At 58.9% G+C, this 14,444-nt stretch carries 12 protein-coding genes; 11 read left to right on the forward strand and 1 reads right to left on the reverse strand.

The features are described 5' to 3' along the window. The first annotated feature begins 218 nt into the window (after positions 1 to 218). From AC1XOS_RS11460 to AC1XOS_RS11480, 5 genes are read left to right on the forward strand one after another with little or no spacing between them, the layout of a single operon-like run. The gene (locus AC1XOS_RS11460) at positions 219 to 1,184 is read left to right on the forward strand and encodes an ABC transporter permease (RefSeq protein ID WP_481962354.1); all 966 of its coding nucleotides are present in this window, start codon (positions 219 to 221) and stop codon (positions 1,182 to 1,184) included. Beyond that, a complete protein-coding gene (locus AC1XOS_RS11465) occupies positions 1,184 to 2,125 on the forward strand; it encodes an ABC transporter permease (RefSeq protein ID WP_481962355.1) in 942 nt (313 codons plus the stop codon). Before AC1XOS_RS11460 ends, AC1XOS_RS11465 begins: the two co-directional genes overlap by 1 nt. A 20-nt stretch (positions 2,126 to 2,145) precedes the next feature. Then, positions 2,146 to 2,349 (forward strand): hypothetical protein, encoded by a 204-nt coding sequence (locus tag AC1XOS_RS11470; RefSeq protein WP_481962356.1) that lies wholly within the window; start codon positions 2,146 to 2,148, stop codon positions 2,347 to 2,349. 2 nt (positions 2,350 to 2,351) lie between these two features. After that, positions 2,352 to 2,792 (forward strand): type II toxin-antitoxin system VapC family toxin, encoded by a 441-nt coding sequence (locus AC1XOS_RS11475; RefSeq protein ID WP_481962357.1) that lies wholly within the window; start codon positions 2,352 to 2,354, stop codon positions 2,790 to 2,792. Continuing rightward, positions 2,789 to 3,304: a hypothetical protein gene (locus tag AC1XOS_RS11480; protein ID WP_481962358.1), complete on the forward strand. Its 516-nt coding sequence runs from the start codon at positions 2,789 to 2,791 to the stop codon at positions 3,302 to 3,304. The genes AC1XOS_RS11475 and AC1XOS_RS11480 overlap by 4 nt, the downstream gene beginning before the upstream one ends. Before the next feature lies 1 nt (position 3,305). On the opposite strand, the gene AC1XOS_RS11485 is transcribed toward AC1XOS_RS11480, so the two are convergent. Beyond that, positions 3,306 to 3,791 (reverse strand): DinB family protein, encoded by a 486-nt coding sequence (locus AC1XOS_RS11485; protein ID WP_481962359.1) that lies wholly within the window; start codon positions 3,789 to 3,791, stop codon positions 3,306 to 3,308. Positions 3,792 to 3,932: 141 nt separating this feature from the next. On the opposite strand from AC1XOS_RS11485, the gene AC1XOS_RS11490 reads away from it, so the two are divergent. The 6 genes from AC1XOS_RS11490 (at position 3,933) to AC1XOS_RS11515 (ending at position 14,236) form a co-directional block, all read left to right on the forward strand. After that, positions 3,933 to 5,921 (forward strand): alpha-amylase family protein, encoded by a 1,989-nt coding sequence (locus tag AC1XOS_RS11490; RefSeq protein ID WP_481962360.1) that lies wholly within the window; start codon positions 3,933 to 3,935, stop codon positions 5,919 to 5,921. Positions 5,922 to 6,066: 145 nt separating this feature from the next. Next, positions 6,067 to 6,618 carry a TetR/AcrR family transcriptional regulator gene (locus AC1XOS_RS11495; RefSeq protein WP_481962361.1) on the forward strand — a complete coding sequence of 184 codons (552 nt, stop codon included), beginning with the start codon at positions 6,067 to 6,069 and terminating at the stop codon, positions 6,616 to 6,618. Between the two features lie 5 nt (positions 6,619 to 6,623). Further along, complete coding sequence (locus AC1XOS_RS11500; RefSeq protein WP_481962362.1) at positions 6,624 to 8,087, forward strand: TolC family protein; 1,464 nt, start codon at positions 6,624 to 6,626, stop codon at positions 8,085 to 8,087. Positions 8,088 to 8,141: 54 nt separating this feature from the next. Beyond that, the gene (locus AC1XOS_RS11505) at positions 8,142 to 9,749 is read left to right on the forward strand and encodes an efflux RND transporter periplasmic adaptor subunit (RefSeq protein ID WP_481962363.1); all 1,608 of its coding nucleotides are present in this window, start codon (positions 8,142 to 8,144) and stop codon (positions 9,747 to 9,749) included. Positions 9,750 to 9,752: 3 nt separating this feature from the next. Next, complete coding sequence (locus tag AC1XOS_RS11510; RefSeq protein ID WP_481962364.1) at positions 9,753 to 13,127, forward strand: efflux RND transporter permease subunit; 3,375 nt, start codon at positions 9,753 to 9,755, stop codon at positions 13,125 to 13,127. A 113-nt stretch (positions 13,128 to 13,240) separates the two neighbouring features. Beyond that, a complete protein-coding gene (locus tag AC1XOS_RS11515) occupies positions 13,241 to 14,236 on the forward strand; it encodes a TolB family protein (RefSeq protein ID WP_481962365.1) in 996 nt (331 codons plus the stop codon). The last annotated feature ends 208 nt before the right edge of the window (positions 14,237 to 14,444 follow it).

The following is a 14,444-nucleotide window of genomic DNA, read 5'->3' on the forward strand; positions in this document are numbered from 1 at the left end:
AAGTTGCCTCGCGTAGGTGTCCCGGGAAAAGGCAGGTCGCGAAGTAGTAGCTCGTGCCGTGTTTTTTATTGAGCCGTCGGGCTACCTCAACATCATCCATTCGACAGTGTTCGACCTGCTTTCGCGAGAGAGGCACTTCCAAGTAGTTGGTAGGCATTATTTTTCCAAACGTCAGTAAGAGTAAGAGGTTCCCACTTCGTTTGGTACAATACTACCCGATGCCCCGCCGCGAGCTCCCTATCGCTATTGCTCTTATCTTGCTGATCGTCGTTGTCAGCGTGGTTCAGCCGCGCTTTCTCTCCGAGTCGTCCATTCAGTCCGTCTTGCTTTGGTTGCCGCTCATCGCTGTCTGTGCGATGGGCCAGATGCTGGTAATCTTAACCCGTGGGATTGATGTCTCGGTGGGCTCGACCCTTGCGCTTGCCGGAATGCTCACCGCGATGCTACTGCGAGATCACAAAGACCTGAATGTTTTTCTTGCCGCCGCGATTGGCGCGGGAATTGGCGCGGGGCTGGGTGCAATCAATGGCCTCCTCATTGCCTACGCTCGTGTCCCTGCCATTGTGGCGACGCTGGCGACACTCGGAATCTACCGGGGGCTGGCCTTTGTAGTGAGCGGTGGTGTGCAGGTTAACGACTACGAGATTCCCAAGGCGCTGGCGGCCTGGACCACCAATGGGCTCTTTAACAACAAGCTCCCCGGGGTGGTCTTAGTGGCGGTGCTGGTGGCGCTTCTCACCCATGCCTTTCTCACGCGAACTCGAATCGGTAGAAATCTCTATGCCATCGGCGGCAACCCCGATGCGGCGGCGCTCCGTGGTGTCCCGGTGCGTCCGGTGATCCTGCTTGCCTATGTTCTCTGCGGCATGGGCGCGGGGCTCGCGGGCGTGCTCTACGCCAGCCGCTTTGGCAACGTCAACCCTGCCAGCATCGGCTCCGGCTTCGAGCTGCTGGTGATTGCTGCCGCCGTCATCGGCGGCACGAGCATCTTTGGTGGTGTCGGGAGCGCCACAGGCGCGTTTCTTGGCTGCGTACTCCTCGGTGTGATCAACGTCGCGCTCTCCGTCCTACAGGTCGCCGACACCTGGCAGACCGCCGTCTACGGCCTCGTCATCCTCGCCGCGATCCTCTTTGACGACGCCACGGCGCGCCGCCTGCGCCTCAACGCCACGGGGGAAGAGTGATGAAAAAGCTTCGTGCGTTTATCCCCGAGCTGGTCGCGGTGGGCTTGCTGATCATCGCCTTTATCGTCAGTGCCGCCCGTGAGCCGCGCTTTCTCGATGTGGCGTATCTCTTTGACCGCTCGACGCTCTATACCGAGACGGCGCTGCTGGCGATTGCGCTGACGTTGGTGATCGTCGCCGGGCACATTGACCTCTCTTGCACGGCGATTCTCGCGCTAGTCGGGGCGATTGTGACGACGCTCAACAGTAAGGGGCTGCCGTTTGGTCTTTGCGCCGCGCTTGCCCCCGTGCTGGGCGGCTTGCTGGGGGCAATCAACGGCTGGCTGGTCGCCAAGCGCCGCCTGCCGTCGCTTGTGGTGACGCTCGGCACGATGGCGCTCTTTCGGGGCGGGGCGCAGATACTTTTAGGCGACCACTCCTTGCCCGTCCCCGAGAGCTTCCAGCACTTCGAGAAGCTCGCCATTCCGCGCACCTACGTCCACGCGCCGCTCTTTCTGACCCTGGGCTTTGCGATTGCCGCGGGCCTGCTGCTCCATAAAGCTGTCTTCGGGCGCTTGGTAAACGCCGTGGGCACCAACGCGGAAGCCGCTCGCTACTCGGGCGTTCCGGTACCGGGCGTTCTGATGAAGCTCTTTATTCTCTCGGGAGCCGTCGCCGGAATCGCCTCCCTCACGCTTCTCTCCCGTCTTGGTGTTGCGCGCTTCGACCACGCGCGTGGGCTAGAGCTCGACGCCATCACCGCTGTGGTTCTCGGAGGCACCAGCATCTTCGGCGGGCGCGGCACGATCTTCGGCTCACTCGCGGCGCTGATGCTTATCGGTGTCGTTCAGACCGGCATGGGAGTCGCAGGTGTGAAAGCCGAGAACCAGGTTACCGCCATTGGCATCCTGCTCCTCGTCGCCGTGCTCCTCGCCAATGTCACCAGCCGCAAGAAGCGATAAAATGGCACGGAGATAGTCCTATGCCGCAAACAATTGAAGAGCGAGTTGCCCAGATCGAAGAGGAACTTAAACAACTGCGTCAGCAGCTACCCACTACAAAGAAAACGGGTTGGCGTGCTTTGGTGGGAACGTTCGACGACGATCCTGCTTTTGACGAAATTGTCCGACTTGGCAAAGAGTATCGAAATTCTCAGGTGCCCAACTACGAGGAATCGCAGCCTTAGTTATGTATTTGTTAGATACAAATCATCTGAGCCAGCTACAGCGTCGCGGCCCGGCTCAAGAGTATCTAAGCATGCGTTTAGAGCAAGTGCCCTCGGAACAAGTGGCCACGGCAATTGTCTGTTTGGAAGAAGAGTTTCGGGGATGGATGGCTTATCTTGCCTCGCTACGGTCGGTTGAGGCACACGTCCAAGCCTATCACAGACTTCAGGTACTCCTGGGGAATTTTACTTCTCTAAACGTCTTGCCTTTTGACCAAGCCGCGCTGGATGTTTTCCAGGAACTCTGGTTGCGGCGTATTCGTGTCAGTACCATGGATCTGAAAATTGCCGCAATTGCCCTCGCGAGTGATGCAACTCTGTTGACACAAAACACAGCGGATTTTGCCCGAATTGCCGAACATACTCCCCATCTACGGTTTGAGGATTGGACTGTTGCGCCATGAATCGCTCTTGGCTATGGTGGGGAGCTACCAGCATCTGGTGGGCGGCGAGCCTCATCATTTTTAGCGATCCTGCCGTGAGTTTTGGTCTTGCCTGGATTCTTGCAGTGACTGGCATTGGCTTGGCTGTGCTCTGGCTGATCCGTTTTGTTGTGGCTCTGCACCAACCCGAATGGCGGCGGCTCTTGGTGAAGGAGGCAACCGTTGCGATTCTCATGACATGTGTGGCTATCAGCCCTATTGCGCGTCAGATTCGCTTTCGCCTGAGTAAACCTGCGCTCAATGCCTATGCTAGGAATCCAAGAGAGGCCGAAAATGTTACTCTTGGCCTCTATCGGTTTGAGGGGATCTATCAGACAGAAGACGGCTGGCTGTTTGACCTTGGCGATAGTGGACTGGTGGAGAAAAGTGGCTTTCTCTACCATCCCGGTTCACCGCCAACCGACAACCCGGTGACGAAACATGAGCACTGGTACGGCCCTTGGTATCTTCAGAGCATTGACAGAATGCGGTAACTCAGACGGGGAAACCTGGGGCGCACTTGATCTGATAGGCTTGGCCATGGTGGTAGCCGGGGTGGAAGGCGAAGCGGGCGAGGGCGCCGCGTCCGGTGATGATCGGCCCCAAGGCGCTCTTGATCTCTTTTTGGAGCAGCGCTTCGGATGGCTCGTAGATGACTTCTTTTACCTGAGCGGCCGCCGTGGCAAGTGCCTCGGCGACGAGAGCAGGGGTGATCTCTTCGGCAGAGTACGGAAACGGGTTGTCGTTGACCACGCCCTCGGTGGCGGTCTTGGCAACGCGCTCTAGGTTCTCCGGGACGGGCGTGCCCTGGAGCTGGCTCAGAAACCAGATCTCCACCCCGGCGACATGGATCGCCATCTCACCGATAGTCAGTGCGCCCAGATAGAGGCGGAAGTTAAGCTGCTCCTGGCTCATGGCCAGAACTTCTTGGTCGAATCGTCCCCGGCTCAGCTCCCAGGACACAGAAAAATCACTACGCATGCTGCTATTCTACCCGCTTGTGTTTCCGTGTTGTGCTTCCGTGAGCGAGGACGATTTTCTACCACTAATTCTCAGCATGGGCTATTGCTAAATGCGGCAGGAAACCCTTAAAATCAACTTGTAATCAAAGGAGCTTTTTTTATGCCGCTACGTTTTCGTCAAGTCCACCTCGACTTTCACACCTCCCCCGACATTCCTGGCATTGGCGCGGAGTTCGATGCAACGGAGTTCGCGAACACGCTGGAAAAGGCCAGTGTGGACTCCATCACATGCTTTGGGCGCTGCCATCACGGCTGGCTCTACTACGACAGCAAGGCGCATCCGGAGCGCGTTCATCCGCAGCTTGCCAATCGCAATTTACTGCCGGAGCAGATCGCGGCGTGTCATGCGAAGGGGATCCGCGTGCCGATCTACTTGACCGTGCAGTGGGACGACTACACAGCGGAGCGGCACCCGGAGTGGCTGATGATCGATGAAGAGGGGCGGCAGCACGGCACCAAGCCTTTTGAGGCGGGTTTCTACCGTGTGCTGGATGTCTTTCATCCCGGCTACCGGCAGTTTCTCTTTGACCATGTCAAAGACGTGTTTGCGTGTGTCTCTGAAGTCGACGGGCTGTTTTTTGACATCGTCGGAACACGTGTCTCGTTTGCACCGCACTGGATCGCGGCGATGGACGCGGCAGGGCTGAACCCACAAGACGCGTCGGATCGCCAGCGCTTTGCCACGCAGGTGATCCAGGACTGGCAGGCGGAGATGACCGCGTTTGTACGGACGCTCAGCCCGGACTGCACGATTTTCTACAACTCGGGCCATGTTGGGACGCGGCACCGGGGCGAGTCTGAGAGCTACACGCACTGGGAGCTTGAGTCGCTACCCTCGGGTGGGTGGGGGTATCTACACTTCCCGCAGGCCCAGCGCTACGCGAGGACGCTGGGGCTGCCGTGTCTTGGGATGACCGGCAAGTTCCACACGTCGTGGGGGGATTTTCACTCTTTCAAGAACCCGGCGGCGCTGGAGTTCGAGTGCTTCCACATGCTGGCGCTCACGGCCCAGTGCTCGATTGGCGATCAGCTGCATCCGTCGGGCAAGATTGACGCGGCGACCTATGACTTGATCGGGGGGGTCTACGGCCAGGTAAAGCAGAAAGAGCCCTGGTGCGTCGGCGCAACCCCCGTGACCGATGTGGCGCTGATGACCAGCGAGGAGTTCACCGAGTACACACCCAATGGGGGCCGTAACATTGCCCACCTTCACGGCGCGATTCGCCTGCTTCAGGAGCTGGGAGTCCAGTTCGATATCGTGGATAGCCAGTCGGACTGGATGCGCTACAAGCTTCTTATCCTGCCTGATGAAATTCCCTTCGACACCCGAATGTCGTCGAAGCTTGATGCTTTTGTCTACAACGGCGGCACCGTGATTGCCTCGTACAAGTCTGGGCTGGACAGCGAGGGCCAGTTTGCGACCCGTGAGCTGGGCGTGAAGGCGATGGGGGATGCGCCGTTCTCGCCGGACTTTATCGTGCCGGGCAATGGCATTGGGGAGAGCCTTCCTAAGACGGGCCACGTGATGTACCAGAAAGCGCTGGAAGTGGAGCCAAGCAGTGGAGGGAGCGTGCTTTGCTGGACTGAAGTGCCTTACTTCAACCGCACCTGGCGGCACTTCTGCTCGCATGCCCACACACCGTCATCGGGAGAGCGCAAGTACCCCGCAGTCGTGGCGAGCGGCGCAGGAATCTACTTTGCCCATCCGATCTTCCGACAGTACCAGCTCAACGCCCCGCTCTGGGTGAAGACCATGCTCAAAGACGCGATTGCGCAGCTCTTACCCAAGCCCGTGCTGAGCGTCAAAGGCCCGTCGTCGCTGCTGGCTACGCTCAACAAGCAAGAGGCAGAAAACCGGCATATCGTGCACCTTCTCCACTACATCCCCGAGCGGCGTGGGCAGGCCTTTGACGTGATCGAGGACGTGATTCCTGTGCACAACATCGAAGTCACGGCGAGAGTTGGTCGGCCTGTGAGGAGTGTCAAGCTCGTCCCCAGCGGCGAGGTGTTAGAGTTCGTGAGCGAGGCTGGAGCCGTAAAGTTCACCGTCCCAACCATCAATGGCCACGCAATGATCGAGCTCGCGTAGCGTTTTCACGGAACCCAGCGCCTGAGGCCACCGTTATCTGCGGTGGCCTTTTTTGTTTTCTGAGCCGAAAAATAAACTCTCTCTGTGTCTTGACAAACTGACTGACCAGACGGTATTTTAAAAACTGACTGGACGGTCAGAAACTATGCGAAAGCCGGAAAAACTCGAAGAGCTACTCAATGCCGCTCACAATGTCGTCATGCGCGATGGTGTGACGCGCTTGACGCTGGAGCTGGTGGCGCGTGAGGCGGGGGTGAGCAAGGGCGCGGTGCTCTACTACTTCCCCACCAAAAATGCGCTGATCGGTGAGATGATCAAGACCCACTTAGAGCGTAGTCGCCAGCTCTGGATGGACTGTCTGGTAGAGGAACCCGAGGGGGTGCCGGGGCGCATTACCCGTGCCTGGATCAAAAGTGCGCGCGAGTGTGAGGGAACCAAAGTCCCGGAAGGGGCGGGAATGCTAGCTGCTATCGCCAACGATCCCGCACTTTTAAGCATCATCCATGAGCGAATCGCTGTCTGGAAAGCGGAGCTGGAAGGCGATGGTCTTCCGCCGGAGCGCCTGCAAGTGATTCGCTATGCGATGGATGGCATTAAGTTCTGTGAGCTGATGGGAATTGAGCCACCCATCGGCTCAGACCGTGACCAGCTCATTGACTATCTTTTACGACTGGCGACGCCTGGGGGATCGCTTTAAGACTTATGATGAGACATCAACCCAAACTAATTATTGCCTTGCTAGGAGTTGCTCTCCTATCACTCGACAGTGTTCGTGCACAGCAGCAGCAGCTCATGCCCATTCGCTCGCTGGATGAGGCCCTCAAGCTGGCCCACGAGAAAAGCCCGAGCCTACGGCAGTCCAAAGAGCGTGCGCTGAAAACGCAGCAGACCATCAACCAGATTCTCTCTGCGCGAAAGCCACAAGCCAGCGTCCGTGCCAGCTACACGCGGCTCCTGAACGGCGGCTCCGGTTTTGGAGGCGGCGGTGCGGCGGGGGGAGGTGCGGTGCAGAACCCATTTCCCGTTCTGCTTCAAAACAACCCTCCCGGCGTGCAGCCTGTCCAGCTACCTGCCAGCAGCCGTGCGGAGGCCACCCCAACCCCGACCCCTGCGCCCACGGGGGGAGGCGGCTTTGGGAGTGGTGTAGATCTGAACCAGCAGTCCGTGAGCCTGAGCATCACCCAGAACCTGGACCTCGCGGGCGTCATCAAGCTTGCCAACCAGCTCGGGGATCTTGAGCTAGAGGTGCAGGCACTCGACTACCAGCGCCTTCTGATGGACACCAACTTTAATGTCCGTAGCGCCTACTACGGCCTGCTCCGTGCGGAGTCGCTGGTGAAAGTCTCTGCTGCTGCCGTGGCACAGAGTGAAGAGGCGCTCAAAGTGGCTCGCTCGCAGTTCAACGCAGGCACCGTCGCTCAGTTCGATGTCCTCCGCGCCCAGACCCAGCTCGCCAACAACCAGCAGTCGCTGATCTCGGCGCGTAATCAAGTAAATCTCTCCAAAAATGCCTTTGCCAATAGCCTGGGAGTAGACCCAGGAACGCCCGTCGAGCTTGCAGCACCCATGGAGATGAAAGAAAAAGACCCGATCCCGGTGTTTGAGGAGAGCAAGCTGATCGAGGCGGCGTATCAGGCGCGGCCCGAGGCGCGGCAGGCGGAGATCTCGCTGACCAAGGCGGCTAAGAACATCCAGCTCTTTGGACGCGGGCTTGCCCCCTCGCTAGGCGCATCCCTCTCGGCCAACTATAACCCCAATCCTGCGTTTATTAACAATCAGACCACGGGTTCTATCTCTGTAGGCCTGACGGTGCCTCTGAGCGATGGGGGAGCGTCCAAGGCGCAGACTGAGGCGGCTCGATCGGATCAGCGTGCGGCGGAGATTCAGAAAGAACAGTATCGAAACGGGATCAAAGCGGAGGTGCAACAGGCGATTATCGCGCTCCGGGATGCCCATGAGCGCGCCCAGACCGCCTGGGGAGCGGTTGAACAAGCGCGTGAAGCCTATCGCATTGCTCAAGTCCGTTTCCGTGAGGGGGTGGATACCCAGCTTTCTGTCAACGATGCCCAGATCTCGCTTACTCAGTCTGAAACTAATATCGTCAATGCCCGCTATGACTACCTCACCGCGCTGGCCCGCTTAAACCGTGCTTTAGGAAAAGAGTAAATGAAAAATTACGTGAATTATTCCCCCCTAACCCCCGCCCAGCGGGGGGAATATATGGAAAATTCCCTACTGTCCCCCCGCCAGGCGGGGGTTAGGGGGGGGCTGGTCGGCCTCGCGCTCCTCTCGCTGCTGGCCGGATGTGCGCCGCAAACGAAACCGGAAGGAAAGAAGCCAGAGACTGCTGCTGCGGCTACCTCGGGAATGCCGGTGCGGGTGGCGGTTGCGACCGAGAAAGAAGTGACGAAAGCCGTTGCTGTCACGGGCTCGCTGGCCGCCACCGAGACCGTCGAGCTGGGAGCGAAAGTCAGTGCCCGCGTGAGCTTTGTCTCCGCCCGTGAGGGTGAGCCAGTGCGCCGAGGCCAGCTTGTGATCCAGCAAGATACCTCCGACTACGACTCGCAAGTGCGCTCGTCGGAGGCGCAGATCAAGAGTGCGGAAGCGGCGATTAAGAACGCACTGGCCGCTATTGAGAGCGCAAAGTCTGGCTACCAGAGTGCCCAGGTCAAGCTCGATCAGGCGCGCACGAACTTTAAGCTCAGCGGATCACAGAGTGATGTGGGGGTGAAAGATGCCGAGCAGCAGCTAGCCTCGGCGAAGGCTCAGTTGGAGATTGCCAAGAACCCCCAACGCACGCAGGAAGTCTCGGTCGCTGAGAATGGTGTGGCACAGGCACAGGCCAACTATGAGCGTGCTGTCAGTGACCGAAAGCGCTACGAGAACTTGGTGCGTGAGGGAGCGGCAGCGCAGATCACCCTGGATCAGTATGCCACGCAAGAAAAAGTCGCCAAGGCCACACTCGATACAGCCAAGTCGCAGCTAGAGCTTGCTCAGATCGGGGGGCGCGACGCGTCTATCCGTCAGTCGCAGGCCGCCGTGGCCCGTGCGGAGTTTGGGCTGAAGCTGGCAAAGTCTAATGTCCAGCAGACCGATGTCCGTAAAGACGATATCAAGGCCGCTCAGGCAGGAGTGAGCCAGGCAAAAGCGGCGCTTTCCCAGTCCGAGGCGGGATTAAGCTCGGCGCAGGCACAGCTCGCTCAGGCCCGTGCAGGACTCTCTTCGGCGCAGCAGCAAGTCGCCAATACCAAGATCTACTCCTCGCTGGATGGCATTGTCTCCAAGCGTAGCGCTGAAGTTGGGCAGCTTGCCGCGCCGGGGGGCTCACTGCTGAGCATTGTCGCGCTGGACACGGTGTTCTTTGAGGCGCAAGTGCCGGAGACCGAGATCGCGCAGGTGAAGCTGGGAATGGCGGTCGAGGTGAAAGTCGATGCGCTCCCCGGACGGAGCTTCTCGGGAAGTGTCGCCAAGCTCTACCCGACGGGAAGCACGAGTAGCCGGAGCTTTGTGGTGCGTGTTGCGCTCCCCAATCCTGCTCGGACGCTGCGCCCTGGAATGTTTGCTCGCGGCAGTGTGGTGCTAGAGAAGCGGCGCGGCGTGGTGGTCTCCAAAGACGCGCTGGTCAAGAGCGAAGACGGAGCGTTTGCCGTCTTTGTGGCCAAGGGGGATACGGCCGAGCAGCGCAAAGTGACGCTAGGCGTGACAACCGCGGAGACGGCGGAGATTCGAAGCGGTGTGAGTGTGGGCGAGCAAGTGATCGTGGTGGGGCAGACGGCTCTACGAGACGGAGCCGCGATCCGTGTGATCGCAGACGTGGTGAGGAACTAAACGATGTGGCTGACAAATCTTGCGATTAAGCGACCGGTAGCGATCCTGATGCTCATCGGGGCGCTGCTGGTGATGGGCTTGCAGGGATTCTTTAAGATGCCCGCTGAGCAAGACCCCCGTGTCGAGTTTCCCTTTGTGACGGTCAGTACGGTCTACCCCGGCGCGGGGCCGGGCGAGATCGAGACACTCGTCACAAAGCCCATTGAAGATGCTGTCGGCTCGGTCAATGGCGTTAAAAACGTCACCAGCACCAGCCAGCAGGGCATCTCCACAGTGGCGATTGAGTTCTTGCTCTCCACCAACGCCGATGTGGCCGCCGCCGATGTCCGCGGAAAAGTGGATGCTATCCGGGCTCGCCTGCCGCGTGAGGTGGATGCCCCCACGATCCAGAAGGCCAACACCAGCGCCACCCCGATTCTCTACATGGCGATGCGCTCCAAGATCGGGCGCAGCAATAAAGACGTTCGTGACTTGGCCGATAGAGTTGTCAAGGACCAGCTTGGGCAAGTCTCGGGGGTCTCGTCGGTGATTGTGACGGGCGGCGATAAGCGCGAGCTACGTGTTAGCCTAGACAAGAACCGGCTCGATGCCTACGGCCTGACCGTCAGCGAGGTCGCCACTGCGATCCAGAGCCAGAACCTCAATGCTCCCTCGGGACGCGTGACCGAGGGCAATCGCGACTACTCTGTCCGTGTGATCGGCGAGTTCGCCAGCCCCGACGAGCTTCGTGGTCTGCGCTTGAGCTTTGGGGGCAAGAACGGCTCGCCCGATAGAACCATTGCGCTGACGGATCTAGGAACGGTTGAGGACACGATCGCCGAGCGCACCGAGAACGCCTCTCTCTCGCAGCGCTCTGGTGCTGGGCCCCTGCCGGACTCCACCGACACGGTCTCGATCTCCATCCAGAAGACAAGCGAAGGGAACACGGTAGATATTGCCAAGGGGGTTCAAAAGCAGATGCTGACCCTGGCAAAGCTACTCCCGGAAGATATAGAGTTCACCACGACCCAGGACAAAGCGGTTAAGACTGAAGAGAACCTCAAGGATGTGGAGATGACTCTGGTGATCGGAGCACTGCTTGCGATCACGATTGTCTTTTTCTTTCTGCATAACTTCCGGGGGACGCTTATTGTTGCGCTCTCAATCCCCACCTCGATTATTGCCACTTTCCTGGTGATGTACGGCCTTGGCTTCACCCTCAACTCCATGACGCTCCTGGGGCTCTCGCTTGCCGTCGGAATTCTGGTGGACGACTCCATCGTGGTGATCGAGAATATCTACCGCCACCTCGCGATGGGAGAGACACCGGAAGAAGCGGCACGCAATGGGCGCAACGAGATCGGTACCGCCGCGGTTACGATCACGCTCGTGGATGTGGTGATCTTCGTTCCCGTCGCGTTTATGGGCGGCATCGTCGGTCAGTTCTTCCGGAGCTTTGGTTTAACCGTCGCGATCGCCACTCTCTTCTCGCTGTTCATGAGCTTTACTCTTGCCCCGATGCTGGCCTCGCGCTGGTACCGTAAAGGCGAGTATCAAGAGCCGCACGAAGGGTTCTTTGGTGCGATCAACCGCTTCTACGGAAACCTGGAAACGCTCTACGAGCGAGCGCTCACCTGGGCGCTACGTCACCGTGGCTCCGTGGTCTTTATCGGGAACATGGCCCTTGTCTTGGTGATTCTCTGGATCGCGGCGGCAGGCAGTGGCGCGGGTGCGATTAAGATGGCGATGCCGCTGGCGATGATTCAGCTTGCTGTCGGTGCGGCGCTGGTGCTCGCTTCCAAGCTGCGCAAGCGCTTCACCCTAGAGCCAATTGTCACCGCCGCGATTGGTGCGATTGCGACGATTGTCGTGACTGTCCTTGCGGGGCAGCTTGGCAAGCCGCTGGGCTTCCGGTTTGCACCAGGCCAGGATCAAGGACAAGTCGCTCTCAATATCGAGCTTCCGGCGGGAGCGAGCTTGGATGCCACTAGCGGCGTTCTCAAACAGATCGAGAGCCGCCTGCGCGATATCCCGGAGATCCAGTACATCGAGAGCTCTGCGGGCTCGACCGCAGCCGGTGGGTTTCAGGGCGGCGGCAACAACGGCACGAACTTTGGTCAGGTGCGCATTACTCTGACGGATAACATGGGGACACTGGATCGGCTGGAGCTCTGGAAAGACCACTCAGCGCTCCGCACGCGCAGCGATGTGGATATCGCGGGAGTCATTCGTGAGCGTGTCAAAGATATTCCCGGCGCGGATATCAAGACGGCAGAGGTTTCGGGCTTCAACGGAAGCGCGGCTCCTGTGCAGATCGAGATTGTCGGGCCAAGCATGGAGGAGAACGTTGCCAATGCACGAAAAGTGCGCGATATTCTCGCCAAGACTCCGGGCATCTTGACGCCTGACATTAGCTACAAGGCCACCAAACCTGAGGTTCAAGTGGTGTTAGATCGGGAGCGTGCGGCGCAGTTTGGCCTCAGTGTCCAGCAGGTCTCGGGTGCCCTGCGGGATGCGATTGAGGGCAATATCAACGCCAAGTTCCGCGACAACGGCGAGCAGTACGACATTCGTGTGCAGTACGACAAGCTGGATCGGTCGTCGGTGGCGGATGTTGGCAATGTGATTGTCTCCACCAAGGGTGGCCAGCCGATCCGTGTGAGCGACTTGGCGCAGACTTTAGAGGGCCGCGGCCCCACCAAGATTGACCGCAAGAACCGCCAGCGCCAGATCACGGTGACGGCCTACCTTGCGCCCGGTCTGGTGATCGGCAACATGCAGCAGAAGATCGACCCCGAGATCAAGAAGCTGGACTTTGGCAAGGCCAAGTACCAGTGGGGGGGGGAGGCCAACACACTGGCGGAAGAAGGCGTCTACATGGCGACTGCTCTCGTGCTGGCGATCACGCTGGTCTACATGCTCATGGCGGCGCTCTTTAACAACTTCCTCTACCCGCTGATCGTGATGTTCTCGATTCCGCAGGCGCTGGTCGGTGGTCTGCTCGGGCTGATTATCACGGGCAAGTCTCTGAGCATTATCGCGATGATTGGCTTCATTATGCTGATGGGACTCGTGGGTAAGAACGCGATTCTTCTCGTGGACTTCACCAACTCGCTCCGTGAGCGTGGCTACCAACGCGAAGATGCCATCCGCAAGGCGGGCCCGACCCGTCTTCGTCCGATCATCATGACCACCCTGGCGCAGATTCTCGGCGCGATGCCCATTGCCATGGCACTAGGAAAAGGCTCGGAGTTCCGTCAGCCCCTGGGAATCGTGGTCGTCGGTGGCTTGTGCCTCTCCGCACTTCTGACGCTCTTAGTCATCCCGTGTGTCTACACCGTCTTCGACGACATCGGCGAGGGCATCGGGCGGCTGAAAAAACGGATCACGCGGCGGTAACATATGGGCGCATGAGAGCGGGCGGCTAAAGCGGCCCGCTGATGCGGCAAGCAGGCTAAAGCCCGCTCCAGAGTTTAGTGCTCTGGGGCGGGCTTTTTCTTGTAGAATGGCGTATGGAGACGGCCAAGGGTTTTCTGTATTTCACGGGGCAGTTTTATCGTCGCAGCCGGACGAAAAAGGGCACGCTGGATGCACTGGGGCCGTACCGGCTCTGGCGGATTCGCCCCGATGGCACGGGCCTTAAGGCGCTGACCGATAGCAAGCAAGATGCGCTGATGACGGCGCTGGGCGCGGATCGAAACGGGGTCTATCTGGAGCGTGGGAAGCGCTTTGGGAGCGGGAACAGGCTCCACTACCTATCTCTGCGCGACGGCACGCTGAAGCGTTGTGCAGAGCTGCAGAAGTTCTCAGCGGGTCATTTCTCCTCCAACGGTCGCTTTGTGGCAAATACCAGTCAAGTCTATGACCTTCAGACAGGGAAAAAGCACGAGTTCTCCGAAGACACGATTGGCTATGCTTGGTCGCCGGATAGCAAGCGGCTCTATCTGCTGGACTATGCGAGGCGTGCGACAATTCTAGAGCTTGCCACTGGCAAAGAGTCTCCTGCTCCTGCTTTGTATAACTGTAACTGGCTTCCTGATGGCACTCTAGTGGGTGATAGTCGGCAGGAGTTCCAGGGACAGTTCCCGCTCTTGGTTCTACGTCCCGGCGCAACGAGCCTAGAGAAGCGGATGTTGAAGCCACTTGGTGAGAGAGACTGGACGGTGGGTGTCAGCCTCTTTGAGCCGCGTTATCGATGGTGGCATCCGATCCCAGGAAAATCAGACTTACTGGTGGCTGAGACGCTCGGCTCAATGTCCGATGGAGCGCACTACACCTCCGTCTTGGTGGATCTAAAGCAGCGCACTTGGAAGCCTCTCTCGCGAGGGCGGCTGGTCGGTATCAGCCCGGATGGCAAGCACATCGCCACCGCCGAAGAGGAGTGGATCGGGGAATACAAGCGCGGCGGGCGGCGCTGTGGGGCACTGGAGATCATCACGCTCGCCACCGGAAGACACCGTGCGATTACCACCAATCTTGTCTCCATCATGGGAGGCTTTTGGCGATGAAAGCGTAGAAAATCTCAGAGTGCTTTCTCTGCAGTTCTCTGATAATCGGGTAGAATAAAATCTAAGGAGAATTGGCGATGAGGCAAGATGTTTTTCTAATCGGTGCTGCTCTCTGCGGAATAACCGCACCCGTGCAAGCACAGAGTGAGACCCTGGATTTAGTCACTTTTACGCCTCCCAAGGGGTGGACGCGTGAGGCGCTGAAAAA

The sequence above is a fragment of the Armatimonas sp. genome, assembly GCF_964826245.1.